Origin of the sequence: Kitasatospora sp. NPDC056138, from assembly GCF_042264695.1 — a bacterium.
In the GTDB taxonomy this organism is placed as follows: Bacteria; Actinomycetota; Actinomycetes; order Streptomycetales; family Streptomycetaceae; genus Kitasatospora.
The window spans coordinates 1-26,200 of the sequence record NZ_JBHJVK010000094.1 but is presented as its reverse complement, the minus strand read 5'-3'; the positions used below and the strand labels follow the sequence as shown (position 1 = coordinate 26,200).

At 72.8% G+C, this 26,200-nt stretch carries 19 protein-coding genes; 6 read left to right on the top strand and 13 right to left on the bottom strand.

What is annotated here, in order from left to right; translation table 11 throughout:
- Positions 1-251 precede the first annotated feature (251 nt).
- Positions 252-2,387: a SpoIIE family protein phosphatase gene (locus tag ACFC1R_RS35295; RefSeq protein WP_375945802.1), complete on the bottom strand. Its 2,136-nt coding sequence runs from the start codon at positions 2,385-2,387 to the stop codon at positions 252-254.
- A 534-nt stretch (positions 2,388-2,921) separates the two neighbouring features.
- Between ACFC1R_RS35295 and ACFC1R_RS35290 the strand changes: the two genes are divergently transcribed.
- On the top strand, positions 2,922-5,459 hold the full coding sequence (locus ACFC1R_RS35290; RefSeq protein WP_375945801.1) for a SpoIIE family protein phosphatase: 2,538 nt from the start codon (positions 2,922-2,924) through the stop codon (positions 5,457-5,459).
- Positions 5,460-5,600: 141 nt separating this feature from the next.
- Here the strand turns inward: ACFC1R_RS35290 and ACFC1R_RS35285 are convergent, their stop codons facing one another.
- From ACFC1R_RS35285 to ACFC1R_RS35270, 4 genes are all read right to left on the bottom strand, one after another.
- Positions 5,601-6,749 (bottom strand): substrate-binding domain-containing protein, encoded by a 1,149-nt coding sequence (locus tag ACFC1R_RS35285; RefSeq protein ID WP_375945800.1) that lies wholly within the window; start codon positions 6,747-6,749, stop codon positions 5,601-5,603.
- A gap of 71 nt (positions 6,750-6,820) precedes the next feature.
- Positions 6,821-7,876 carry an ABC transporter permease gene (locus tag ACFC1R_RS35280; RefSeq protein WP_375945799.1) on the bottom strand — a complete coding sequence of 352 codons (1,056 nt, stop codon included), beginning with the start codon at positions 7,874-7,876 and terminating at the stop codon, positions 6,821-6,823.
- Positions 7,873-9,414, bottom strand: a complete 1,542-nt coding sequence (locus ACFC1R_RS35275) for a sugar ABC transporter ATP-binding protein (protein ID WP_375945798.1) — start codon at positions 9,412-9,414, stop codon at positions 7,873-7,875. Before ACFC1R_RS35275 ends, ACFC1R_RS35280 begins: the two co-directional genes overlap by 4 nt.
- 174 nt (positions 9,415-9,588) lie before the next feature.
- Positions 9,589-12,387, bottom strand: coding sequence for a SpoIIE family protein phosphatase (locus ACFC1R_RS35270; RefSeq protein WP_375945797.1), 2,799 nt, complete (start codon positions 12,385-12,387; stop codon positions 9,589-9,591).
- Positions 12,388-12,646: 259 nt separating this feature from the next.
- Here ACFC1R_RS35270 and ACFC1R_RS35265 point away from each other — a divergent pair, with 259 nt between their 5' ends.
- Positions 12,647-13,600, top strand: coding sequence for a cyclase family protein (locus tag ACFC1R_RS35265; RefSeq protein ID WP_375945796.1), 954 nt, complete (start codon positions 12,647-12,649; stop codon positions 13,598-13,600).
- 186 nt (positions 13,601-13,786) lie between these two features.
- Here ACFC1R_RS35265 and ACFC1R_RS35260 read toward each other — a convergent pair whose 3' ends face one another.
- The 5 genes from ACFC1R_RS35260 to dacB all read right to left on the bottom strand — a co-directional run bounded on the left by ACFC1R_RS35260 (position 13,787) and on the right by dacB (position 20,861).
- Positions 13,787-15,187: a M20/M25/M40 family metallo-hydrolase gene (locus ACFC1R_RS35260; RefSeq protein ID WP_375945795.1), complete on the bottom strand. Its 1,401-nt coding sequence runs from the start codon at positions 15,185-15,187 to the stop codon at positions 13,787-13,789.
- 109 nt (positions 15,188-15,296) lie between these two features.
- A complete protein-coding gene (locus ACFC1R_RS35255; RefSeq protein ID WP_375945794.1) occupies positions 15,297-16,250 on the bottom strand; it encodes an ABC transporter permease in 954 nt (317 codons plus the stop codon).
- A gap of 71 nt (positions 16,251-16,321) precedes the next feature.
- A complete protein-coding gene (locus ACFC1R_RS35250) occupies positions 16,322-17,248 on the bottom strand; it encodes an ABC transporter permease (protein ID WP_375945793.1) in 927 nt (308 codons plus the stop codon).
- 135 nt (positions 17,249-17,383) lie between these two features.
- A complete protein-coding gene (locus ACFC1R_RS35245) occupies positions 17,384-19,015 on the bottom strand; it encodes an ABC transporter substrate-binding protein (RefSeq protein ID WP_375945792.1) in 1,632 nt (543 codons plus the stop codon).
- Between the two features lie 211 nt (positions 19,016-19,226).
- Complete coding sequence (gene dacB, locus ACFC1R_RS35240; RefSeq protein ID WP_375945791.1) at positions 19,227-20,861, bottom strand: D-alanyl-D-alanine carboxypeptidase/D-alanyl-D-alanine-endopeptidase; 1,635 nt, start codon at positions 20,859-20,861, stop codon at positions 19,227-19,229.
- Between the two features lie 207 nt (positions 20,862-21,068).
- Between dacB and ACFC1R_RS35235 the strand changes: the two genes are divergently transcribed.
- Positions 21,069-21,662: a hypothetical protein gene (locus tag ACFC1R_RS35235; protein ID WP_375945790.1), complete on the top strand. Its 594-nt coding sequence runs from the start codon at positions 21,069-21,071 to the stop codon at positions 21,660-21,662.
- Positions 21,663-21,719: 57 nt separating this feature from the next.
- Positions 21,720-22,730, top strand: coding sequence for a hypothetical protein (locus ACFC1R_RS35230; RefSeq protein WP_375945789.1), 1,011 nt, complete (start codon positions 21,720-21,722; stop codon positions 22,728-22,730).
- A 65-nt stretch (positions 22,731-22,795) separates the two neighbouring features.
- Here the strand turns inward: ACFC1R_RS35230 and ACFC1R_RS35225 are convergent, their stop codons facing one another.
- The 3 genes from ACFC1R_RS35225 to ACFC1R_RS35215 are packed head-to-tail and all read right to left on the bottom strand — an operon-like array spanning position 22,796 to position 24,213.
- The gene (locus tag ACFC1R_RS35225; RefSeq protein WP_375945788.1) at positions 22,796-23,194 is read right to left on the bottom strand and encodes a hypothetical protein; all 399 of its coding nucleotides are present in this window, start codon (positions 23,192-23,194) and stop codon (positions 22,796-22,798) included.
- Positions 23,195-23,239: 45 nt separating this feature from the next.
- Positions 23,240-23,848, bottom strand: a complete 609-nt coding sequence (locus ACFC1R_RS35220) for a hypothetical protein (protein WP_375945786.1) — start codon at positions 23,846-23,848, stop codon at positions 23,240-23,242.
- The gene (locus ACFC1R_RS35215; protein WP_375945785.1) at positions 23,845-24,213 is read right to left on the bottom strand and encodes a PadR family transcriptional regulator; all 369 of its coding nucleotides are present in this window, start codon (positions 24,211-24,213) and stop codon (positions 23,845-23,847) included. Before ACFC1R_RS35215 ends, ACFC1R_RS35220 begins: the two co-directional genes overlap by 4 nt.
- Positions 24,214-24,565: 352 nt before the next feature.
- On the opposite strand from ACFC1R_RS35215, the gene ACFC1R_RS35210 reads away from it, so the two are divergent.
- Both ACFC1R_RS35210 and ACFC1R_RS35205 read left to right on the top strand, forming a co-directional pair.
- Positions 24,566-25,840 (top strand): hypothetical protein, encoded by a 1,275-nt coding sequence (locus ACFC1R_RS35210; RefSeq protein ID WP_375945783.1) that lies wholly within the window; start codon positions 24,566-24,568, stop codon positions 25,838-25,840.
- Positions 25,841-25,987: 147 nt separating this feature from the next.
- On the top strand, positions 25,988-26,200 hold a 213-nt coding region (locus ACFC1R_RS35205), incomplete at its 3' end, for a hypothetical protein (protein WP_375945781.1).

Sequence of the window (26,200 nt, the reverse complement as noted above, 5' to 3'; positions counted from 1 at the left end):
CCACCCAGATCAAGTGGGCCTACACCTACATGAACGAGCGCTACGGCAGCCCCAACGCCGCCTGGTCGTTCTGGGCCGCCCACCACTGGTACTAAACCAACCCACACCCCCCACAGCACCACAGCGAAAAGGGGCCCCGTGCACACGCACCGGGCCCCTTCGCCACACCCACACACCCCCACCAACACCCCCACCCCACCCCACCCCACCCCACCAGCACAACCCCCGCACAGCCCCCGCACAGCCCCGGATCAGCGGCGAACGGACCGGACCAGCAGCAGCGCGATGTCATCGGTGCGGTGTCTGGACCGCTCCGCGTGGTCGATGAGAGTATCCGCCACCTGTTCCAGCGGCTCACCGCCGCAGCGGGCGAAGGTGGAGCCGAGACCGTCCAACACGTGGTCGAGGTCGACACCGGGCTCCTCGACCAGACCGTCGGTGTAGAGGGCCATGGTGCTGCCGATCGGCAGCTCGATCCGGGTCACGGGATAGCAGGCGGTGGGTTCCACGTTCAGCACCATGCCGTTGTGCGGTCTCAGCACGTGCACCCGGCCGTCGGTGCACAGCAGTGGAGGGGGGTGTCCGGCATTGGCCAGCCGGACCACCCGTTGTGACAGGTCGATCCGCAGGTAGGCGCAGCTGGCCAGCAGGGTGGTGCCCAGCTCGAAGAGCAGACGGTTGGTACGGCCCAGCACGGTGCTGGGATCGGCGTCGGCCGTCGCGAAGGCGTGCACGGCGGTGCGGATCTGGCCCATCAGCGCGGCGGCGTGGACGTTGTGGCCCTCGACGTCGCCGATGACGATGGCGGCGGTGTCGTCGTCGATGCGGATCAGGTCGTAGAAGTCGCCGCCGATGTCCATGCCGTCCGTGCACGGGAGGTAGCGCACGGTGGTCTCCAGGCCCGGGACGACGGGCAGGGCGTGCGGCAGCAGGCTCTCCTGGAGCCCGTGGGCGAGGCTGAGTTTGGTGTCGTACAGCCGGGCCCGGTCCAGGGCCTGGGCGATCAGGCCACCGAGGGCGGTGAGCACCGCGCGTTCGTCCACGGTGAAGCGGTGCGGTTCGGCGAACGCCAGTACGCAGGTGCCGATCAGCCGGCCCGAGACGACCAGCGGCAGGTAGGCCCAGGCGGCCATGCCGTCCTGTGTCTCACGGCGGCCCGGATAGAGCCGCTCCAGTTCGGCGCGGGTCTCGAAGAAGGCGGGTACCGGGTTGGTCAGCGCCTGGACGCCCGGGGTCGCAGCGGTGAGCGGGGTACTGTCGTACTGGTCGACCAGGCCCGGCGGGTAGCCTCGGTGTCCGACGATCCGCAGTCGGCCGCTCTCGGCCAGCAGCACCGCGACCGCCTGGCCCCCGAAGGCGGGCACGATCTGGTCGGAGATCATGCTCACCACGTCCTGCACACTGACCGCCTCGGTCAGCGCACCGGCCAGGTGCAGGATGTGGTACAGCACCCCGGCCCGGGTGGGTATGTCGGGACTGGCGGCCGTTTCGAAAGCCTCCAGTTCGTGCTCGGCGACCTCGGCGTCGCTGATCCGCAGGGTGAGTCCGGAGACGTCGGGAAAGAGCCGGAAGGACAGCCACCGGTCCGGGGGCCGCAGCGCCACGAACGACGTGGGCTGCCCGCTGATCACCGCCGCCCGGTACCGGTCCTCGTAGACCGGATCGCGGAGCCAGGGCAGCGCCACCCAGGGCCGGGCGCCGATCAGCCGGTCGGCGGGCTCCCCCAGCAGGTCGGCCGCCCGCTCGGTGACGACGGTCAGCAGGCCGCGCTGGTCGATGGCGCAGAACCCCTCGGGCAGCCGGGCCGTCATGGCGCTCAGCGCGCTGGCCCGCTCGGTGCTGACCCCCAGGGGCTTGGGGCCCGGCCGGGCGGGCCGCCCGGCGCGCTCCGCCCGTTCCAGTTCGCCGGTCAGCCCGCGGGCGAGCTCCATGAGCAGGTCGAGCTCCTGCTTCGACAGTTCGGCGGGGTGGGCGGCGGGCCAGAACAGGAACACCGCACCGTACGGACGCTGCCGGGTGGCGAGCGGGATCGCCGCGAGGCAGAAGGCGTAGGGCATGGCCACCGCGACCCGCGGATACCGCCGTGCCAGCTCGGCTGCGCCGCCCACCCACACCAGGCGGCCCTCGCGCACCGCGTCCGCCACCGGGATCGGTGCGGCCAGGCCGACGCGTTCCCAGGGCCGGGTGAACTGCCGCCCTGCCCCGAGCGTCATCGTCAGGTGGAGCACGGGAGGGTCGCCCGCCAGCAGGTACAGCCCGCCGAGGTGCGCGCCGAGTCGGCCGGACGCCGATCGCAGGATCCGGGCCAGCGCGCCGAGGTCGCCCTCGGCGGCCGGCTTGGTCCCGCTGGGCCCGAGCCGGGAGAGTGCGGGCTGTGACGTGCTCACCGCAACCACCTTGCCTACAGCCGACGGGGGTGCCCGCGACGGCCTTGTTCCCATAGTCGCCCGGACGGCACCGAATGTCCCGCACGGCGGATCCGCCGCCGGTACCGCCGGCCTCGGACGACGGACACCGGACGCGGCAGCGAACGCGGAGACCAACACGGACGCGGAGACTGAGACCGACACGAGCGCGGCGGGCCTCGGAGTGTGCGCCGCCGTGGTCACGGGGGCAGCATGAGAAGCATGGATGCCCGGCCCGGACCGCACGGAGCGCGTGGCACGGGGGCCTACGCCGCGCAGACGGGCGGCCGACAGCGCCGGGGCAGCCGACCAGGCCGCCCCGACGGTCGAGTTGCGCGCGATCACGGCACGCACGATCAGGACACGCACGATCGCGAGACGCACGATCGGGACACCGCGTCCGGGTCGGGCCCGAGGCTCCTCGGTGACCCCGCCGAGTCCGCCGCTCCGCTCGCGCCCGGTCCTGGCGCGGGTGAGAAGGGGCTCAAGACCGGTGCCCTGGGGCCACTCTCCTCGGTGGTCATCGGTCTCGCCTCCACCGGTCCGGCATACAGCCTGGCGGCAACGCTCGGGCTGATCGTGGCGGGGGTCGGCCTCCAGGCCCCGATCATCACGATGCTGGCCTTCATCCCGATGCTGCTGATCGCCTACGCCTACAAGGAGCTCAACGCGAGCGATGCCGACTGCGGGACCACCTTCACCTGGGCGACCCGGGCCTTCGGCCCCCGTACCGGCTGGATGGGCGGCTGGGGCATCATCGTCGCCGACATCATCGTCATGGCGAACCTGGCGGAGATCGCCGGCATCTACAGCTTCCGCCTGCTGGGGTTCGCCTCACTCGCGGACAGCAGGCTGTGGACCACCGTCGCGGGAGTCGTCTGGATCGCCGTGATGACTGCGGTCTGCTACGTCGGCATCGAGGTCTCGGCCGCCGTCCAGCGCCGGCTCCTGTGCATCGAGGTGGCGGTGCTCGTCCTGTTCGCCGTCATGGCGCTGGTCAAGGTCTACACCGGCGGCACCGGGACGGCGATCCACGTCTCCGCCTCCTGGTTCGACCCGTTCCAGGTGTCCTCGGCCAAGGCACTGACCGCGGGCATCCTCTCCGCCGTCTTCCTCTACTGGGGCTGGGACACCGCCGTCGCGATCAACGAGGAGACCGCCGACAGCAGCCACACCCCCGGGCGTACGGCGGTCCTCTCGACCGTGCTGCTGCTGGTCATCTACGGCCTGGTCTCCACCTCGGCCCAGGCGTTCGCGGGGGTCGGCACCGCGGGCATCGGGCTGGGCAACACCAACAACTCCGGAGACGTGCTGTCCGGCCTGGGCAACGCGGTCTTCGGCAGCCAGGGCCTGGGCTGGTTCTTCGCCAAACTGCTGATCCTCATGGTGCTGACCTCGGCGGTGTCCTCCACCCAGACCACGATCCTGCCGATGGCCAGGACCGTCTTCTCGATGGCCGCGCACAAGGCGATCCCGTCCCGCTTCGCCCGGGTGCACCGCCGGTACCTCACCCCGACCTGGTCGACCGTGGGCATGGGTCTCGCCTCGATCGGCTTCCTGGTACTGCTGACGACGGTCAGCCACAACGTCCTGACCGACTCCATCGACTCGGTCGGCCTCGCGATCGCGTTCTACTACGGCCTCACGGGGTTCGCCTGTGCCTGGTACTACCGCAAGGTGCTCACCCGCAGCGGCCGGGACTTCCTGTGCAAGGGCGTGCTCCCCGCCCTGGGCGGGCTGATGATGCTCTACTTCTTCTGCTACGCCGCCTTCGACGTCTACGCCGACCCCGACTACGGCGCGACCTCGTTCGACCTGCCCGTCATCGGACGGACCGGCGGGGTGGCCGTCGTGGGCCTCGGCGCCCTGCTGATCGGCGCCGTCCTGATGCCCTTCGTCACCCGTGAGCACACGGCGGCCCTCAGGCTGCAACGGAGCCTGCTGCCCCAGCACCTGCCGCCGCAGACGGCGGTCGAGTCGGCGAGCCGCTACGTGCCCGCTGACAGCCGGTCCGGGGTGGGCGGCGACTGGTTCGACGTCATCCCGCTGTCGGGCACCCGGGTCGGCCTGGTCGTCGGCGACGTGCTCGGCCACGGACTGCACGCCGCCGCCACCATGGGCCGCCTGCGCACCAGCGTGCGCGTCCTCGCCCGGCTGGACCTCGCCCCGGACGAGCTCCTCTCCCGGCTGGACGACGTGGTCGAACAGGCCGCCATGGAGGAGGACAACCTCCCCGGCCGCTCCGGCTCGAAGCCCCCGGACGACGAAGCCCACGGCGTGACCTGCCTGTACGCGGTGTACGACCCGCTGACCGGGCAGTGCAGCATGGCGCGCGCCGGACACTCGCCGCCCGCCATCGCCCGGCCGGACGGCGGCGGCGTCGGCTGTCCGGAACTCCCGCCGGGCCCCCCGCTGGGCCTGGGCGGCCTGCCGTTCCGGAGCACGGACCTGCCGCTGCCCAGCGGCAGTCTCATCGCGCTCTTCACCGACGGACTGGTCCAGACCGCCGACCACGACGCCGAGACGGGACTGCGCCTGCTCACCGGCATCCTCGCCCAGCACGGGCGGCCCCTGGAGGAGCTCTGCGACCGCGCGATGGCGGCCCTGCTGCCGGGGCCGGTGGACGACGACGCGGCGCTGCTCCTCATCCGCACCCGGAGGCTCGACGAGCACCAGGTGGCCGTGTGGGAGCTGGACGCCGACCCGGCCGCGGTGGCCGGCGCACGCACCGCGACCACCCGGCAACTGCACGCCTGGGGGCTGGAGGACCTGTCCTTCACCACCGAGCTGATCGTCAGCGAACTGGTCACCAACGCCATCCGCTACGCCGGCGGCCCGATCCACGTCCGGCTCATCCGCGACCGGAGCCTCATCTGCGAGGTCTCCGACACCGGGCACACCACACCCCACCTGCGCCACGCCGAGAGCGACGACGAGGGCGGCCGCGGCCTGTTCATCATCGCCCAGATGACCCAGCAGTGGGGCACGCGCTACACCCCCACCGGCAAGACCATCTGGGCCGAACAGGACCTCTCGGCCGGGGAGGCCGGCTGAACCGGACCGTCCGGTCGGCATCCGGCTGGTCGGCGGGCGCCCGGCGGGCCGGGGGAACAACCGGCAGGGGGACACGGCCGCGGCGCCGGTCGCGCTCGTGCGGGCCGGGCGGCCGCGGTCCGGCCGTGTCCGGTGCCGTGGCTACCTCTCCCAGATCTTCCGGTACGCCTCCCGGTAGCCCGGCGGGTCCCAGGAGGTCGCTCCGTTGCTGTTGGCGGCCGTGGCGATGTGCACCGGCGCGACGTAGCCGCTGGCGGGGCTGCCGGAGAAGGCGCGGTTGAACTCGTCGATGATCTGCCAGCCCTGCTGCGTGAGCGGCTCGGGGACGGTGGCGGCCTGGAACTGCCTGCTGTCGATGCGCTGGAAGGCCGAGGGGTCGCCGTCGCCCGCGCCGATGTTGTACGGGGCGCCGTCGCCCGGCTTGCCGGCCGCCCGCAGGGACGGTGCGGCGTCGGCGAAGTACAGGTCGTTGATGGCGACGGAGTACGTCCACCGGCCCTGGAAACGGGCGAGGAGGGAGGAGACCTCCTGCGGGGTGCGGCTGCTGGAGTCCGGGATCGGGATGTTCTCGGAGGCCAGGAGCTTCACGCTCGGGCAGGTGGCGAGCTGGTTCTTGATCAGGTCGGACTTGTTCCTGGCGAACGGGATCGAGTCGTCGGTGAAGAGGACGGTTCCGGCGTTCCCGTTGGACTCCGCGATGATCCAGTCCGCGCTGGTCCTCGCGACGTCGCCGACGCTGGTGGTGATGTTGCTGAAGAGCGGTGGGTTGCTGCTCGGGCCGGGGGCGGCGACCGCGTGCCAGCCGACGAGCGGGATGCGTGCCGCCTCGGCCTGCGCCAACTGCTGCGCGGTCAGCCCCGGATCGAAGCCGCCGATGACGACGCCCGAGGGCTTGAGGTCGATCGCCTGGCTGAGGGCCGCCTGGACGCCGACCGGCGTGCCCTGTCCGTCGATCACCCGGACGTTCCACCCGACGACCTTCGCGGCTTCGATGACGCCCCTCGCGACTCCCGCGACGCCGGGGTTGGTCATGGTCTGCGCGACGTAGGCGATGGTCCGGCCGGAGACCGCCGCTGGGCCGCTGGTGGGGCCGGTCCAGGAGACGTCGATGCGCTCCGCCTGCCGGACGTCCGCCTCTGCCCGGGCCACGGCCACCGGGCAGCCGGCCGTCGACGGCCCCACGGGGGAGGACCCGGCTCCGGTCGACGAGCCGCGCTCACAGCCGACGACGGTGGCGGCCGCTGTCAGCAGGGCTGCGACCGCGAGGGCGGTGCGGCGGTTCGGGTGCACGGGCGCTCCTTGCGGAGGGGGATCGACGGCGCGGGGATGCCCTAGGGGTCACGGCGGGGGCACCGGACGGTTCACGGCGCCTCCTGCGAAGCGGGGCCGTCGGCCGGCTGCGCCGTCGAACGGCCGGTGCCGGTGGCGCGCAGCCGGCGGCGCGCGGAGTAGCCGGCCAGGCCGACGGCAATGAGCAGCGCCGTGCCGTTGAACAGCGGAATCGCCCAGAATTCGGCGCCGAGCTGGCCGATCCCGGCCAGCCCGATGGCGAGGACGGCGACGGCGGCGACGGTTCCCAGGGCGTTGACCCGTCCGGGCTTGATCGCGGTGGAGCCGAGCAGCGCGCCGACGAAGGCGGGCAGCAGGTAGTCGAGGCCGACGCTCGGGCTGCCGATCTGCTGCTGCGCGGCGAGCAGGACGCCGGCGAAGCCGACGACCAGACCGGATCCGGCGAAGGCGTAGACGCTGTACCGGCGGGTGGGGATGCCGACCAGTTCGGCGGCACGGGGGTTGGAACCGATGACGTACATGTACCGGCCGAGCGGCAGCCGTTCCAGCAGCAGCCACAGCGCGACGGCGAGGACGAACACGTAGGAGGCGGAGACCGGGAGGCCGAGGAACTTGGAGTCGTAGAGGTCGGTGAAGCCGGCGGGCAGGCCGCTCCCGCCGGGGACGATCCGGGCGCCGCCGGTGATCCAGCCGGTGAAGGCGTACAGGATGCTGCCGGTGCCGAGCGTGGCGATGAAGGAGTCGATCTGTCCGAACTCGACGATGACACCGTTGAGGGTCCCGAAGACCGCTCCGCCGAGGATCACCACGAGGCAGGCGAGCGGCCAGGGCCAGCCGCCGTCGACGAGCAGGTGCAGCGTCATGACGTGGGCGAGGCCGAGTCCGTAGCCGATGGACAGGTCGAACCGGCCGGTGACGATGGGGATCGTCGCGCCGAGCGCGAGGATCGCGGGGATCGACTGGTTGGAGAGGATCGAGGAGATGTTGTCGAGGGTGGGAAAGGTGTCCGGCAGCACCACGGAGAAGACCAGGAACAGCAGGGCGGCGAGGGCCGGCAGGCCGTAGGTGCCGACGTGGTGCCCGCGCAGACGGTCCAGCGGGGACCGGCGGGAGGGGGACGCGCTCATCGGTCCGTCGCCGTACCGGTGACGGCGGGCATGGCCGAGGCGGTACGGGTGAGTTCGGTGACGGTCAGGGCATCGCCGGTCAGCTCGGTGGTCACGCTCCCCCGGACGAACACCAGGGCGCGGTGACACACGGTCGCGACCTCCTCGAAGTCGGTGGAGATGAGCAGGACCGCCTGGCCGGCCGCCAGCGCCCGGTCGAGCAGGCGGTAGACCTCGGCCTTGGCGCCGACGTCCACGCTGGCGGTCGGCTCCTCCAGGATCAGCAGCCGTCGGCGCACCCGCAGCCACCGTCCGACCATGACCTTCTGCTGGTTGCCACCGGACAGGGTGGCGATCGGCGCCTCGCTGTCGCGGGGCCGTACCGAGAACCGTTCGATCAGGGCGGCGGCCTCGGCGCGCTCGCGCCGGGGGCTGATCCGGTGCAGTGCGCGCAGGCCGTCCACCCGCGGGTTCACCAGGAAGTTCTCCCGCACCGTCAGTTCCGCCGCACAGCCTTCCTCCTGGCGGTTTCCGGTCACCAGGCCGATGCCGGCGCCGACCGCCGCGGCGACCGTGCGCGGGGAGTACGGCCGCCCGTCGAGCAGGACCCGTCCGGCGAGGACCGGCCGGGCACCGGCCAGGGCGCGGCCCAGGGCGAGCTGGCCGGCGCCGGTGAGGCCCACCATGCCGAGGACTTCGCCGGCGTGCAGCTCCAGGCTCACCGGTCCGGTGTCCACGGTCCGCACGCCGTCGAGCCTCAGCACGACCGGCCCCCCGGCAGGGGCGGCGGGCCGGTAGCCGGCCGGTTCGCGACCCACGATGTCGCGCACCAGGCGCGTGGGACCGTGGCCGGCGAGCGGGCCGGTGCTGACGAGGCGGCCGTCCCGCAGGACGGCGTAGGTGTCGGCGACCCGGTACACCTCGTCGAGCCGGTGGGTGACGTAGACGATGGCGTGCCCCCGGTCGCGCAGGGTGTGCAGGACGTCGAAGAGCCGGGCGCAGTCCGCGGCGGGGAGACTGGCGGTCGGCTCGTCCAGGACGATGAGCTCCGCCCGCGTCGCCAGCGCGCGGGCGATGGCCACCAGTGAGCGTTCGGCGGGGGCGAGGTCGGCGATCCGGGTGTCGGGGTCCAGGTGCCCGGCGACGACCGCGAGCGCCTCGGCGCAGCGCTCCCGGGTCCGCCGCCAGGAGACCAGGCCGTGCCGGCGCGGGTAGCCGGCGACCAGGGCGATGTTCTCGGCGACCGTCATCCAGTCCACCAGGCCGAGGTCCTGGTGGATGAAGGACATGCTCCGGGAGGCGGCGTCGGTGCCGAGCGGGTGCCCGGCCACCGTCACCTCGCCCTCGTCGGCGTGGTGGACGCCGGCGAGGATCTTGATGAGGGTGGACTTGCCGGCGCCGTTCGGGCCGAGCAGCGCCAGGATGCTGCCCCGGTGGATGTCGAGGCCGACCCCGACGAGTGCGAGGGTGCCGCCGAACCGCTTGCCGAGTCCGCGGATCCGGACGAGCGGGCCGCCGCCCGCGGGCGGGGCCGGTGGGGTGTCGGGAGTGTCAGGCATGGACCTCTCCAGGGCTCGTCCTCTGAGTCCTTCCCGACTGCGCCGGGTGCCCGGCCGGGCGCCCGGCGGTGCGATGTCCCCGCACGACGGCTTCTCGCGGTGCACCTTCCTACCATCCGGTCCCGGCCCCCGCGTTCCTGACACGCCAGGCCCCTCGGTCTTGCGGAAGGCGGGTCATCCGGCACCGGGAGTCTCCTCCGGACAGTCCGCGAGTACGCCGGGGAGGTGTACGGGCCCCTCCAGGGCGCACTCGGCCCAGATGACCTTGCCACCGGCGGTGTAGCGCGTTCCCCAGGACTGGGCGAGCTGGGCGACCAGGAACAGGCCGCGGCCGCCCTCGTCGGTGCTGGCCGCGCGGCGCAGGTGCGGCACGGTGCTGCTGGCGTCGTGGACCTCGCAGATGAGGGTGCGGTCGTGGATCAGGCGGACCCTGATCGGTTCGGCGCCGTAGCGGATGGCGTTGGTGACCAGCTCGCTGAGCAGCAGCTCGACGGCGAAGGAGACCTCCTCCAGCCCCCACTCGCCGAGCTTGCGGATCGCGGCGGCCCGCACCTCGCAGACGCGGGCCGGGTCGGCGGGCAGGTCCCAGCCGGCGATCCGCCCGGGGTGCAGGGCGCGGGTGCGGGCGACCAGCAGCGTGACGTCGTCGACGAGGTGTCCGGGCACCACGGTGGCCAGGACCGCGTCGCAGGTGGCCTCGGGCGAGCGGTCCGGGTGGGCCAGGGCGCCGCGCAGCTGGTCGAGGGCCGTGTCGACGTCGCGGTGGCGGTCCTCGATGAGCCCGTCGGAGTAGAGGACCAGCCGGCTGTCGTCGGGCAGGTGGAGCTCGGCCGTCTCGAAGGGGAGGCCGCCCAGCCCGAGCGGGGGCCCGGCGGGCAGTTCGGGGAACGTCACGGTGCCGTCCGGGTGGACCACCGCGGGCGGGGGGTGGCCGGCCCGGGCGACGCTACAGCGCTGCGTGGTCGGATCGTAGACGGCGTAGACGCAGGTGGCGCCGATGATGCCGGTGGCGGAGGCGGGGCCCTCGCCGTCCTCCTCACGGTCGAGGCGGCCCACCAGGTTGTCCAGGTGGGTGAGGACCTCGTCGGGGGCCAGGTCCAGTTCGGAGAAGTTGTGCACGGCGGTGCGCAGGCGGCCCATGGTGGCGGCGGCATGCAGTCCGTGGCCGACGACGTCGCCGACGACCAGTGCGACGCGGGTGCCGGAGAGCGGAATGACGTCGAACCAGTCCCCGCCCACCCCGGACTCGGCGGGCAGGTAGCGGTGGGCGACCTCGACGGCGCTCAGCTCGGGCAGGCCGCGCGGGAGCAGGCTGCGCTGGAGCGCCAGGACCATGGCGTGCTCGCGGGTGTACCGGCGGGCGTTGTCGATGCAGATGGCGGCGCGGGTGGCGAGCTCCTGGGCCAGTGAGCGGTCGTCGTCCCCGAAGGGGGCGGGGTCCTGCGAGCGGTAGAAGCTGGCGATGCCCAGCACCACGCCACGGGCCAGCAGCGGGGCGGTGATCAGGGAGTGGACGTTGTGCGCGAGGAGGCGGCCGGTGCGTTCGGGGTCCTGGGAACGCCAGCCGGCGGCCGCCCGCAGATCGGGTTCCAGGACCGCCTGCCCACTGGCCAGACACCGGAGCTGGGGCGTGGTGGAGCGGAGGTCGAGCCGCTCGCCGACCGGGTAGAAGGGGTAGTCGTCGTGGATGCCGTGGACCACCGTGCGGTACAGGTCGCTGCCGGGGTCGTCGGGCTCGTCCCCGCGCAGTACGGCCTCGGACAGGTCGATGGTGACGAAGTCGGCCAGTCGCGGGACGGCCATCTCGGCGAGTTCCCGGGCCGTACGACTCACGTCCAGGGTGGTGCCGATCCGGGTGCTGGCCTCGGACAGCAGTTCCAGGCGGCCGCGTGCCGCGACGGCGTACCGCCCCACCCCCGGCTCGCCGACGAGCAGCAGCCCGGGGGCCGGGTCACCGAGGGTGCCGCCGGGGGTTCCGGGCGTGCCGGGCGTGCCGGGCCTGGTGGCGGACGGGCCGGTGCCGGGCAGGTGTCCGAGCGGCGGCGCGGTCGCGGGGGCGGTGTGCGCCGTGGTGTGCACTGCGCTGTGCGTCGCGAGGCCGGGTGCCTCGTCGACCCGACCGGCGGCGACGAGCTGCTGCGGGCCGTTGTGGAGGACCGCCTCGATGACGATGCCCTCCACCCCGGACGCGCTGGTCACCGGACGGCTCAACAGGGTGATCCGCCGGCCGCGGGAGAGGACCACCTCGACGGCGGCCCACTGGGCCGAGGAGATCAGGTCGGTGGCCTTCTCCGTGAGCATCATCTGGTCGCTCTGGTCCAGTCCGCTCCGGGACAGCTCGTCGACTCCCATCAGGCGCCCGTTGCCGGCCACCGCACCGGTGCGCGACCGGCGGCCGGAGTCGAGGTAAGCCCGCAGCAGCGAGCGCTCGCGCGCCGAGCTCTGCTCCAGCATCCGCCGTTCGATGGCGGCGGCCGCCCGGCAGATCACGGCGTCCAGCGCCGGGTCCGCGTCGGTGCGCGGAAAGCCGAAGCAGAGGACGCCCTCGATCCGTCCGCTGAGCAGGTCGCGGACGGGTATCGCCACGCAGGCGCTCGCCTGCGAGCGCTCGGCGAAGTGCTCGGCCCCGTAGACGTGGCAGAGCCGCCTCTCCGCGAGGGCGAGGCCGATGCCGTTGGTCCCCCCGAACTGCTCGGCGAACACGAAGCCCGGCACGGTCTGGATCGCCGGGAGGCTGCTGGCCATGGACACCTTGCCGAAACGGCGTTGCAGCACCGTTCCTTCGGCGTCGGCGAGCGCCACGTTCATCCGGCTGCCCGCGAACCGGTGCTCCAGCCGGTCCAGCACGGGTTCGGCCGCGCGGACCAGGCGGCCGTCCGGCTCGAAGTCGTGCCGGAACGGGAGCTCGGCCTGGTCGGGCGAGAGCCCCAGCAGCTGACAGCGCTGCCACGAGCTCAGGATCGTGCTCCGCACGCCTCCCTCGACCGATCCGCCATGCAGGAACCGCTCACGGACCCACGCGGGGACTGCGCCCGCCTCACCGGAACCTGTCATGATCGCCACAGCACTCACACTCCGAGGAGCTGCACCCTTTGAGGCAATATTAGGACTTTGTCCGTATCGCGGTGCTGAACACACTGCCCCGCTCTTGCTCCTGCCCCACCACGGTGGCGGCAACCCGGGGGCGACCGCATCATCGGCTGTGCAGGGGGAATCGGGACCGAGGAGCACCATGAGTGGTTCTGCCTTCCCGCCCGGTCGGGCTGCCGGACACCACGCCTCGGCTGCCAACGGGCCGGCGATGACCCGCGACGAGTTCGACGCGCTCTTCGACCGGCTGCGCCGCGACCGGCCGCCCGGCCCGGCCGGAGCGGCTCGGCGAGTGGCCGCGGCGGGACTCGTGCGCACCGGTGAGGTGGTCGCCCTGGGACGGCCGTGGGACACCGCCCCCGGCCCCGACAACCGCAGGCCCGCGCTGCACCACATGACCGAGCTGGCGGACACCACCGCCCCGGAGCCGACCGCGTACAAGGACTTCATCGCCTCCGACTACCACGGAAAGGCGCAGACGCACCTGGACGCCCTCTGCCACATCGCGTACCGGGGACTGCTCTTCGGGGACGTGCGGGCGCAGCGGGTCGTCTCCTCGCAGGGGTCCGCGTACGGCGCGGTGACCGATCTGCTGCCCGGGGTGGTGGGGCGGGGCGTCCTGCTGGATGTGGCGGGTCTGCGCGGCCGTGCCTGGCTGGAACCGGGCGAGGCGGTCGGCGGCCCGGAGCTGATCGCCTGTGCCGACCGGCAGGGCAGCCCGCTCGACCACGGCGACGTCCTCCTCGTCCGCACCGGCCACCTCGCCCGGCGGCGGGAGCTGGGCGCGTGGGACCCGGACGAGCTCAGTGCCGGGCTCCACCCCACCGCGATGCACGTCCCGTACGAGTCGCGGGCCTCGGCCCTGGGCGGCGACGGCGACAGCGACGTGCGGCCGAGCCCGGTGGACGGGGTCCACTCGCCGGTGCACGTGCTGGCCGTCACCGCGATGGGACTGCCCCTGATCGACAACATGGACCTGGAGGACCTGGCACGGGCGTGCGCGCGCAACGCCCGGTGGGAGTTCCTCTTCGTCGCCGCGCCCCTGCACATCCCCGGGGGCACCGGCTCCCCGGTCAATCCGCTCGCGGTCTTCTGAGCGGGACCGGGGCCGGGCCTGCCGACGGCGGAAGCCGCAGCGGACGAGGACGCGGACGGAGCGGGACGGGACGGGCGGTGGCGGGAGCTGCAGCCAACACGAAGGCGGGGCAGGCCGGGCAGGCGTTCCGGCATCCCGCCGGCCGGTGGCGGGATGCCGGGATCGGGGTCCGGTGGCGACGCCGCCTCAGTAGGCGCCGAGGAACCGGTCCAGGACGCGGACGCCGAAGTCGAGTCCGGCCACCGGGACGCGTTCGTCGACGCCGTGGAACATCCGCTGGTAGTGCAGGGCGGGATCGAGGCGCAGCGGAGCGAAGCCGTAGCAGTCGATCCCCAGCCGGCCGAAGGTCTTGGCGTCCGTCCCGCCGGCCATCAGGTACGGGACGGGGTGCCCGGCGGGGTCCTCGGCCCGCAGGGCGGCGGCCATCGCCGTGAAGGCCGGACCGGAGTGGTCGCCCGTGACGGCCTCCTCCAGGTTGATGAACTCCCTTGTCACACCGGGGCCGAGCAGTTCAGCCACGGTGGCCAGGTACTCCTCCCGGGTGCCGGGCAGGAAGCGGCCGTCCACCTGTGCCCGGGCGGCGCCCGGCACGACGTTGACCTTGTGGCCGGCCTGCAGCACGGTGGGGTTGGCGGAGTTGCGCACGGTGGCGGCGAAGAGTTCGCCGGCCCGGCCGAGGCGGACGGCCTCCGCCTCCAGCCGGTTGCGGTCGATGGTGGTGCCCAGGATGCGTTCGAGCTCCCCGAGCAGGGCCTCGACCGGCGGGATCAGCCGGGTGGGCCAGGAGTGGGCGGCCAGCCTGGACAGGGCGTGGACCAGGGTGCTGACGGCGTTGTCGGCACTCCCCCGGGAGCCGTGCCCGGCGGTGCCGGTGGCACCCAGCCGCATCCAGGCGGTGCCGCGCTCCCCCAACGCGACCGGGTAGAGCCGTACTTCGGGACCACCGGGGTCGCCGGGGCCACCGGTCCGGTCCGGGCCCGGCTGCGGGTGGACCGGGACCGAGAAGCCCCCGGACTCCCCGATCGCCTCGGCGCAGTCGGCGAAGTACTCCCGGTGCCGGGAGGCGACGAAGCGGGCGCCGTGGTCGCCGGTGGACTCCTCGTCGGCGAGGAAGGCGAGCACGATGTCCCGGCCCGGACGGCGCCCGGTCCTGGCCCAGGAGCGCACCAGGGCGATCGTCGTCGCGACGGCGCCCTTCATGTCCACCGCCCCCCGGCCCCACAGGCAGCCGTCGTGCAGCTCTCCGGAGAGCGGGTGCCGGGACCAGTCGGCGGCGTCGAAGGGCACGGTGTCCAGATGCCCGTGGACGAGCAGCGGTGCACGGAGCGGATCGGTGCCGGTGATGCGCGCCAGCACGCTGGCCCGGCGCGGTGCCGACTCGACGACCAGCGGTTCGATCCCGGCCTCGGCCAGCTGTGCCGCCACGTACTCGGCGGCGGCGCGCTCACCCGGTCCGGTGCCGTCGCCCGGGTTGGTGGTGTCGATCCGCAGCAGTTCCTGGCAGATCCGGACCGCCTCGGTCACGGCGTGCCGGTCGCCGGGGGGCGGGGCTGCACCGACTGCCGGGGGTGGCGGGGTGAGGGTCATCGGTCGGTCCTTCCGGTTGCGGGCGAAGCCGCCGAGGAGGCTCGGCGGCAGCGGGGAGCGGTTGCGGCGGGCGCGCCGGGGCCGTCTCGACAGCGACGGCGCCGGCGCCTTACCGCAGCTTCGGGTCGTAGGCGTCGCGGACCGCGTCGCCGAGCAGGATGAAGCTCAGCACGGTGGCGGACAGGAACAGCGCCGGGAAGAGCAGCAGGTGCGGGAAGTCGAGGAAGTAGCTCTGCGCGGCGTTGAGTTGCAGCCCCCAGGAGAGGGCCGGGTACTGGAGTCCGACGCCGAGGAAGTCCAGGGTGGCCTCACCCGAGATGACGTTCCCGATGTTCAGCATGGCGACCACCACCACCGGAGTCACGGCGTTGGGCAGCACATGGCGGACCATCAGGCGCAGCGGGCCCGCCCCCGTCGAGCGCGCGGCGTGCACGTAGTCGGCGTCCTTGAGCCCGATCACCTGGGCGCGCATCACCCGGGTCATGGTGGTCCAGCCGAGAGCCACCAGGACGAGCGTCATGGCACCCAGCCCGTGGGAGGGGAAGGCGACCAGGACGACGGTGGCGCCGAGGATGAACGGCAGACCGAAGAAGACGTCGGTGACCCGCGAGAGCAGCCCGTCGAGCCAGCCGCCGTAGAAGCCGGCGAGCAGGCCCAGCAGGACGGACAGCAGCAACGCGCCGGCGGTCACCGCAAGGCCGATGACCAGCGAAGGACGGCTCCCCCGGACCACCTGGGCCAGGTAGTCGCAGCCCTGCAGGTCGAACCCGAACGGGTGGTCGAGGCTGGGGCCGACCCGGGAGTCGATGAGTTCGCAGCGCCCGCTGTCGTGCGTCAGCAGGGCGATGAACGGGTCCGGAACGGCGGCCATCAGGACGATCAGCAGCACCACGCCCGCACAGAGGCCGACCAGCGGACGGGCGCGCAGTTCGCGCCAGGCGTCGGAGGCCAGCGAGCCGGACGGCTTCCTGTCCTTGGTCCTGGGCCTGGGCCTGGGCGGGGCGGTGGGGGGCAGCAGCAGGTCTTCGGTGCGCGGGAGCGGTTGGGGGATGTCGTCAGCCATGGGCGGTCCCGGGGCGCGAAGAGGTGTGGGCGGGGTGCTCGGCCCGGCAGGCGGGAGTCCGAAGACGGGCCCTAGTCATGGCGGATCCTCGGGTCGAGCACCCCGTACAGGATGTCGACCAGCAGGTTGGCCAGGCAGAAGACCAGGACCAGCAGTGTGGTGATGCCCACCACCGTCGGCCCTTCGCGGAGCTGGATGGACTGGAAGACCTGCTGGCCGATGCCGGGGAGGTTGAAGATGTACTCGGTGACGACGGCACCGGCCATCAGCGAGCCCAGTTCGACGCCGAGGAAGGTCACCACGGGGATCAGCGAGTTGCGCAGGGTGTGCAGCACCACCACCCGGCGGCGGCTCAGCCCCTTGGCCTCGGCGGTGCGTACGTAGTCGGCGCGCAGGTTCTCCAGCAGGGAGGCGCGGGTGAGCCGGGCGACGTACGCGACGCCGAACGAGGCCAGGACCAGTCCGGGCAGCACGTAGGCGGCGGGCCAGCCGTCCTGGTCACCGGAGACCGGGAACCAGCCCAGCCGGACGCCGAGCACCAACTGGGCCAGGTAGCCGACGATGTAGACGGGGACCGCGATCACCAGCGTGGTCCCGGCGAGGACGAGGTTGTCGACCCACCTGCCCCGGCGCAGCCCCGCCCAGACGCCGAGCGCGACGCCGAGGACGGTCTCCAGGAACCAGGCGGTGAGCCCGAGTCTGAGGGTGACCTGCCAGCGTCCGGCGATGACGTCGGCGACCGGCTCGCCGGTGAAGGTCCGGCCGAGGTCTCCGGTGAGCAGGCCGCCGAGATACTCGGCGTACTGGACGGCCAGCGGGTCGTCCAGGTGGTAGCGGCGGTGCAGTTCGGCGAGGACGGCGGGCGGGACGGGCCGGTCACCGGCCAGGCCCTGGATCGGGTCGCCCGGCAGGACGAAGACGAGCGCGTGGATCAGGAAGGTGGTGGCCAGCAGTACGGGTACGGCGTACAGCAGGCGGCGGGCGATGAACCGGCCCATCGGATCCTTTCGTTCTCGTGTCTGCGTTTCTCGTGTCTGCGTTTCTCGTGGCTGCGTTTCCTGTGGCTGCGTTTCCTGTGGCTGCGTTTCCTGTGGCTGCGTTTCCTGTGGCTGCGTTTCCTGTGCACCGGTCCGTCAGTGGCGCACGGTCACCCGGTCCAGGTGCAGTCCGGCCACGTACGGGTCGATCAGGATGTTGCCGACCCGGCTGCTCCAGGCGGACTGGTCCTGCCAGTTCCAGAGCGGGATCAGCGGCATCTCGGCGAGGGCGATGTCCTCGGCCCGCTGGTAGTACCCGATGCTCTCCCGCTCGGTCGGGGCGGCGTCGCCCCGGGCGAGCAGGTCGTCGAACTGCGGGTTCTGCCAGCCCATCCGGTTGTCGTGGTTGTAGAGGCCGGCCAGGTAGTTCTGCATGCTGGGGTAGTCGATGACCCAGTTCTGCCGGTACGGGCCGGTGGTCCTGCGGCTGTTGAGGATCGGGCCGAGGTCGGCGGCGGCCATCTTCCGGAAGGTGATGTCCCGGATGCCGAGGTTCTGCCGGAGTTCGTTGGCGACGGCGGTCATCCACTGTTCGTAGGTGGGGTCGGCGTTGGTGAAGTAGAGCACCATCGGCCCGGTGAACCCACCGGCGTGGTCGAGCAGTTCCTTCGCCTTCGCGGGCTGGTAGGTGCAGGTCTCGCCGCAGGCGCCGGCCCGGTGGCCGGGGATCATGGCGGCGACGAGCGAGTCGGCCGGTGTGTGCACCTCGTTGTAGATGGCCCGGGTGATGCCCTTGCGGTCGATGGCCATCGAGAGGGCGCGGCGCAGCTCGGGGTTGGCGTACCGGTGGTCCCACAGCGGCAGGCCGAGGTAGTCCATGGTGCCGCTCGGGCGGACCGAGTAGTGCTTCCCGAAGGTGCGTTTCGCCTCGTACGCCCGCGCGGCCGGCACGGTGCTCATGAAGTCGAGGTGTCCGGCGCGGAGTTCGGTGAACGCGGTGTCCTTGCTGGTGAAGATCCTGAAGTGCACCGCGTCGGCCGTCGCCGGTCGGCTGCCGGTGTAGGAGACGGCCCGTACCAGGTCGATCCGCTGGTTGTGCTGCCAGTCGCCACCCATCGCGAACGGGCCGTTGCCGATCGGGTGCCGGTCGAAGCCGTCCGGGTCGGTGAAGGCGGCGGTGGGCAGCGGCGCGAAGGCCGGAAAGGCGAGCAGCATCGGGAACTGGCTGAACGGGGCACTGAGGGTGACCTGGAGGGTTTCGGCGTCCAGCACCCGCAGTCCGGAGAGGTGGTCGGCCCTGGGCTGCTGCCCCTGGGTGGGGTTGAGGTCGGCGTAGCCGTCGATCTGGGCGAAGTAGGAGTTGGTCTCCCAGCCGTTGGGCCCGTAGGCGGCGGCGTTCCAGGCGGCGGCGAGGCTCTGCGCGGTGACCGGCTCCCCGTTGTGGAAGACCGCGCCATGACGGAGCGTCACCTTCCAGACCCGCTGGTCGGCCGACTCCACCGCGCGGGCGGCCAGCGGGACCACGTGGCCGTCGCCCGGGTCGAGGGTGACGGGGGTGTCGAAGAGGCCCTGGAGGACCTGGAGCGCGTAACTGCTGGTGGTCCGCCCCGGCGTGAGGTGGTCGGGCTCGGTGAGCCCGACCGTGAACGAGCCGCCCGGGACCTGCGGGATCGCGCTGTCGTCCTGGTCGGCGGGACGGGTGCACGCGGGCGCCGCGAGCAGCAGGAGTGCCAGGGCGGCCGACAGGGCCGCCGCAGGGACGGACCGGGAGTGCCGCGTCGTCTTCATGGGGCTCCGTTTCATGGGGCTCCGTCCCCGGTGACAGCAACCGTGCGGCGGCCGGCGGTCCGAGCACCTGCGTGACGAACCCGGCTGCTCCGCAAGGGAGTTCTCATAGGACAACCATGCAGTCCGCACCGGGGTGCGGGGAACCGCGCGTGGACCCGGCCACGCCGTGGCGGGGTCGCTCGCGTGGCCGCCCCTGCCCCTGCCGCGCCCGTCAGCAGCGGGAACTCACGGAACAGGCGTTCTCCCAGTCGTGCGGGCTGCGGCTGCGGGTGCGGTGGCCGTCGGCGGCGGCTCCGGCTCCGGCTCCGGCTCCGGCTCCGGTGGTTCCGGTTCCAGCGGTTCCAGCTCCAGCGGCGGTGGCGGTGTCGCCGAGGAGCCGGAGCACGAAGGCGTCGATGACCGGGCGGGGACTGCTCCCGGCGAAGTTGTTGAGCAGCACCGTGAAGGCGAGCGTGTGTCCGTCGGGGCGGTCGAGGTAGCCGGCCAGGGCGTCCACCCCGGTCATCGAACCGGTCTTGGCGTGCACCCGGCCCTCGGCGGGTGTGCCGGTCAGCCGGTTGCTGAGGCTGCCGCCGACCATCCGGCGCGGGTCGCCGGCCACCGGGAGCGCGTCGTACCAGGTGGCGAACCAGGGCTGAGTGCGGGCGAACTCCAGGAGTTTCAGCAGCCGTTGGGCGGTCATCAGATTGTGCCGGGAGAGCCCCGAACCGTCCGCCTGCCGGCCGGCGGTGACGTCCAGCCCGTTGCGGTGGACGAAGTCGGTGATCCGGTCGAGTCCGGCGGACCAGCTGCCCGCTCCACCGCGCACCCGGCCGATCTCCTTGACCAGGTGCTCGGCGATGCCGTTGTTGCTGAGCTTGAGGAACGGCACCATCAGCGCGGAGAGCGGCGCCGAGTCGTGGTGCGCCAGGGCGGTGGCGTCCGCCGGGGCGCGGCCCGCCCCCACCTGGCCGTGGACGGCCACGCCGTGGCGGGCGAGGTCGGCGGCGAAGACCGTGGCGGCCAGCCGGGCCGGGTCGTCCACGGCGACCCACTCCTCGCTGGTGCCGCCGTCCGCCGGGACGCTGCCGGTGAGCACGAGCTCGTTGGTCGCGGGCTGCCTGCTCACGTCCACGGTCCGGTCGCTGCCCGCCTCGCCGGTGGCGATCCGGCCGGTCAGCCGCACCGGGGCGTCGGACGGCGTGACCCGCACGGTCGCGGGCTGTCCGGGTGCCCGGCCCGGGGTCAGGGTGAGCCGGACGGTACCCGGGTCGTAGTCGGTGTCGGTGGCCAGGGTGAGCGCGGAGATCTGCGGGCTGTAGTACGCCGCCTGGTCGTCCCAGGCCCAGTTGGGGCCCAGCGGCACGCCGTCGTAGCGGGAGGTGTCGGCCAGCACCCCGCCGGAGACCGTGCTGACGCCGGAGTCGGCGACCTGCCGGGCGAGCGCGTCGAGGTCGGCGGGCAGCAGGCTGGGGTCGCCGCCGCCGCGCAGGACCAGGTCCCCGTCCAGGGTGGCGCCGTCGCGGCGGCCCGCCGCCAGGACGTCGGTGCCGAAGCGGTGGCCGGCCCCGAGCAGGTCGAGCGCGGCGGCCGCCGTGACGGTCTTGAGCGTGGAGGCGGGCAGCATCAGCGCACCGGGCGCGTGCCGGTAGAGCACCTCTCCGGTCGCCGCGTCGGCCACCACGGCGGAGACCTGGGCCCCGGTCAGGCGCGGGTCCTCGAACAGCCGGTCCAGATCGGCGGGGAGCGATCCCGCCGCGGCTGCCCGGGTCCTTCCTGCGGACGGCGGGGCCGAGCCGGTGAGGACGAGGGCGACGAGGACGGCGGCGAGCGGCACGCACAGCCGCCGGACCGGATGGCTACGCACGGGACCTCCAGGGGGCGGACGGGCGACCACCACCTTGGCGCCGACGAGCTGCCCCCGCCGCCGGTGACACGCCCGCGACCGAGATTCCCCCGCACGGAGCACACCGCACCGGCGGGGGCACGGGGGTGGTCGTTCCGACCGGCCCGCCGTCGAGTCGCTAAGGTACGTCAGCACTCTTACGATCAGTCACTGCTTCGGGGGACCACCGTGAGCACTCCACCTCCCAATCCGTTCGGGGGGCCGCCGCAGGGCGAGCCGCCGAATCCGTACGCCACTCCGTCCGCGCCCGGCTTCCCGGCCGCTGCGCCGTACGGGCAGCCACAGCCGTACGGGCAGCAGCCGTACGGGCAGCAGCCGCCCGGACCGCAGTCCTACGGGCAGCCGCAGCCGGCCCCCGGGGCGCCAGCCTTCCCGCCACCGCCGGGGCCGGCCGTGCCGACGGAGAAGCCGCGCAGGCGGCGGTCGCTCTGGACGCTCTTCGGGATACTCGGGCTGCTGGGCGTCGGAGTCGGCTTCACCATCCTCGACAACACCCCGGAGCGGGCGCACGTCGGCGACTGCGCGGGCTACCCCTCGGGCAGGTTCTCCAAGGTCAACTGCGCCGCCTCCGACGCACAGTGGGTCGTGACCGCGCGGTACAGCGGCACCTCGACCATGCCCTGCCTGTTGCAGTGGAAGTCCTCCCGCGACTACAAGGGCACCAGCCGCCGGCTCGGCAGGACGCAGCACTACGTGCTCTGCCTCGGCCGCCACACGCCCGGCGATCCGACCCCGACGGTCGCCAAGGCACCGAACGCCTGACCTCGCGCCCACCCGCTCACAGCTCTCTCACCATCACCACCCAACGGGAACGAAACCTTGACCTCGCCGTACCCCCCGTCCAACCCCTACGCCTCCCCGCCGCCGCAGCCCGCCCCCGGCTACCCGCCGACCCCGCCGCCGCCTCCCGGTGGGTACGGCTACCCCGCCGCGCCGCCGCCCGCCGCCTACCCGCAGCAGCCCGGCCCGTACGGGGCACCTCCGCAGCAGCCGGGTCCGTACGGTGCACCTCCGCAGCAGCCGATGGCCTACGGGGCACCCGGCTACCCGCCGCCGCCCGGTGCGGTCACCTGCCGCTTCTGCGGCGGGTTCCCGGCCGTGCAGGTCACCGTCCGGGGCCACCAGGGCATGATCGTCATCATGCGGTTCCTGAAGCAGTACGGCCCGTTCTGCCGCACCTGCGGAACCGCGATGGTCCGCGACATGTCGGCCCGCACCCTGGTGCAGGGGTGGTGGGGCTACCTCTCGTCCGTGTTCACCCCCATCACGCTGCTGCGGAACCTGAGCGCCTACAACAAGATCAAGCAGCTGCCGCCGGCCGCGCCCGGACCGCTCGGGCCGCAGCTCGACCCGGGCGTTCCGCTGACCAAGCGTCCGGCGATGCTGATGCTGCTGCTGCCAGTGCTGTCACTCGTGCTGCTCGTCGGCCTGCTGGTGGTCGGCGCGGCCGCCGGTGACACCACCACCACGGGCTCCTCGTTCGGCGGCTACGGGACCTCGCCGACGCAGAACCCGACGGGCAACTCCTTCGGCGGCTTCGGCAGTTCACCGGCGCCCGGCAGCTCACCGGTGCCGGGCGCGCCCAAGGCCGCCGTACGGACCGGCGACTGCGTGCACAACGCCGGCACCGAGACCAGCCCGGTCGTCCGGGTGCTCCCCTGCTCCGACCCGACCGCCGAATTCAAGGTGGAGGCGCGGGTCGACGGCACGACCGACGACCGCACCGCCTGCTCCCCGTACCCGGACTACGACAGCTCGTTCATCCACGAGCAGGTCGGCGCGGACTACGTCCTCTGTCTGAAGGCCAACAAGCCGTCCGGCAGTTCCTGACGGACACCGGCCCTGTGGGGCGGCGCCACCGGCCCGGCCGGTGGCGCCGCCGTTCCTCCGCAGGGTCAGGACAGACCCTGGGTGAGGGCGACGGAGTCCGGCACGGAGACCACCTCGGGGACCGGGAGCGGCATGATGCCGAGGATCTGCTGGGCGACGTAGTGGGCCGACATCATGGCGCCCTCCTGCCAGCCGGGCAGCGGGGAGATCCGGTCGCCCGTGACGTAGAAGACATCGCCGCCCTCGGGCTGGAGCAGCTGCCGGTAGGCCTCCTTGTGGCCCTTCCGGTCCGGCTTCCAGTCCGCCCAACCGCCCTCCTGGTAGGGCACCTTGTGCCAGGCGATGGTGACGGCCCCTTCGTCGGGGACGACGGATCTGTCCGTGGACTCCGGGTGGAGCTGGGCGGCGCCCGCCGACCCGACGCCGCGTCCCGGCATCCCGCCACCGGCCCGACCGTCGAGCACCGCGCCACGGTGGACCCGGCCTCGAACGGCAGGGGCCGGTCGGTGCTACACCCCGGCGAGGGCTCCGGCGGTGCTGATCCGAGCGACCGAGCGCCTGAGCCGCACCGCCGCGACCAGCGGGAGGCAGAACGCCACCGCACACGCGGCGAGCACCACGGTAGGGGTCAGGCCGGAGGCCGCCAGGGAGAGGACCACGGCGGTGACCGGGGCGACCACCACGGGCGAGAGCAGCAGCAGCGTCGCCTGCATCTTCTCCTTCCGGACCCACTGGGCCGACCTCCACACCCGCACCACGGCGGTGACCGTGGCGGCCAGTGCCAGAACGGGTCCGACGGCCGGGATCAGCTCCAGCGGCAGGGACAGGACGATCAGGGCGAGGGTGACGGTGGTGCTGCCGGGGCTCTCCGCTTCCAGGGGCGCGCAGCCCTCCTCCGCCAGCGCGGCGTCGGCCACCGTCCGCGGCTGCCCGAGCCGCTCCAGGATCTGCCGCACCGTCTCCTGATCCGCACGGTCGCTCTGCGCCAGGGCGACGTCGATGTGCTCGCGCAGGTTCGCGAGCAGTTCGCGACGGGCGGCGTCCGGAAGCGCGGCAGCGCGCTGGGTGACCTCGGCGAGGTAGGCGTGGACCAGCGGCTGGTCATGACGATCGTTCACAGTGACTCTCCAGGGTTGAGAAAGTGGTCGACGGCGGTACGGAAGGCGGGCCAGAGCGCCGTGAACTCCTCCAGGGCGCGGCGGCCGTCGTCGGTGAGCGTGTAGTACCTGCGCGGGGGCCCACTGGCCGATTCCCGCAGGTAGGTCTCAGCGAGGCCGGCCCGGCGAAGACGGGACAGCAAGGGATAGATCGTGCCCTGGCTGGTCGCCATCACCTGGACCTGGGAGAGCTCCTGCAGCAGCTCCACCCCGTAGCGCGGGCCGTCGCGCAGCAGCGCGAGGACGCAGTACTCCAACACCCCTCTGCGCAGCTGGCTTGCCACGGGGCCGTCCGCACTGTCATGGCTTGCTTCGCCAGGTACCATGCAACACAAGATACCGGTGGAAACCTGACTGTCAAACAGATCCGACGGTCCGTCCGGTCCCGGACGGCGACCCACCACCCCCTCCGGAACGGCCCGGGCCCGGCCGGCGGCACGCCCTTCGTACCCGACCCCACGACAGCCCGGATCCACGCCTGGAGGATTTCCGTCGGCAGACCTGTCCCCAATCCCCGTCGGCAGCCCTGTCGGCAATCCCCGAACCTCAGACCTTGCTCAAGGTTCCTCCTGAGGCGCGGATCATCCGGACAATGGGCGGCAGGTCCCGGACCGTGCCGTGGAGGGAAATGTGAAACCGGCATTCGACAGCGCATCCGGGTGGTTGGAAGCGGGCACCGTGACACCGTGGATCGCCGTCGTCCTGCGATTCGGTGCCGCAACGGCGGTCCTGGTCGTCGCCGCCGAGGCCGCCCGCTGGGCCGCCATCCGCTGCTGGAGCACGGCCAGTACCCGGGTGGAGCGCCGGAGCTGGATCGACCGGCCGATCAAGTCCGCCCGGAAGCTCGGCGCGGACATCAGGATTCCCGGGTGGCGGGAGCGCATGCCGCGTTCCCCGTTGGCCGTTCCCGTCGGCAATCCCGCCCGGCTGGTCCACATCATCAGGGCCAGGCGGCTCACGCGTTCCGTCCCGGCCGGCGGATTCGCGAGAATGGCGGCCCGGAGGAATTCGGTCGACGTCCTCTCCGAATACCCGATGCGCATCATCAGGGCGGTGGCCAACCGGGTCACGGTCCTCGCCGCCGCGGCCCTGGTCACCTACGGGCACGACCACCCGGGCAGTCTCCCGGCCGACCTGCGAAGGCTCGGCGGCCTGCTGTCGGAGGCGGCCGAGCAGAAGACCTGGGTCCCCGTCCTGGTCATCGCCGCCGGGGTCTTCGCCGCGCCCCGGTCCAGCCCCGTGATCGACCGGGTCAGGGCCAGGGACGAGGCGGCGAAGGACGCCAACCGGATGCTGACCGAACTCCTCGCCCGCCTGTCCGAGCTCCAGATCGCGCTCTCGCTCTGCCACGAGAGGCTTCCGTCGTGCCGTCCCTCCTACTTCGACCGTCTCTGCCGCACCGACCAGACCGGCCTCACCTGGTCACCGCTCGACGGATTCCGGCAGGACCTGCACCGGGGATTCCCCGTCGTCGAACCCCTGGAGAAGGAACTGCTCGGACCGGAGTTCCAGCGGGCGCGTGAGGCACTCGAAGCCGCCCACGACCACCTGGGCGCGATACGGGACAAGGGGCTCGCCCCCGTCGTCTTCAGGATGCTCGCCCCCGTCGTCTTCAGGATGCTCGCCCCCGTGTCCAGCGCACTGCACGACTGCGGATTCGACCGGCACCTTCGCTTTCCGGTGTTCTCGGCACCGGCGACCGACGACTCCCCCCTGAGTTTCGACTGGTTGGTCCGGCGAGCCGAGAACATGGAGCGTCAGGTGAGCCGGGTCTCCACCCGTCAAGGCGCCTGCCGGGCCGACGCCATGCTCACCGAGGAGTCGTACCGACTGGACGACCTCATCCTCGCCAGCAGGCTGAACGAACTGCGGCTCCAGCGGATCCGGACCTTCCTCCGCAAGCGCATCCACGGCACGACCCTCACCCGGCTCCTGGGCAGCGTGGCCAAATAGCCCCCTCCCCCGGCTGCACGACCTGCACGACCGCCGCCGGATCGAGGGACAGGCGGAGCGGCGGACGGGGCCGGGTTCCCGCACCACGGACCGGGTCGCGGACCCGGGGGCGCGCCGGGCTGTCGCCGTGCCGGACGGGAGGCGCCGGTGACGGTGTACGCGGCCACCGACGGCCCCGAGCACACCGAGGGCCGCCGCCTGCCCGCCGGGGTGGTGCGCCGCCTGCCCGTTCGCCCGGTGCGGACGGCCGCGGGCCGGCGGAGGGCGGCGGCGGGCCGACGGCGGAGGCCCCGGACGCTACCGGGTGCTCAGAGCAGACCGTCCCAGTGCTGCTCGACCACCACCGCCCACCAGTTCTCC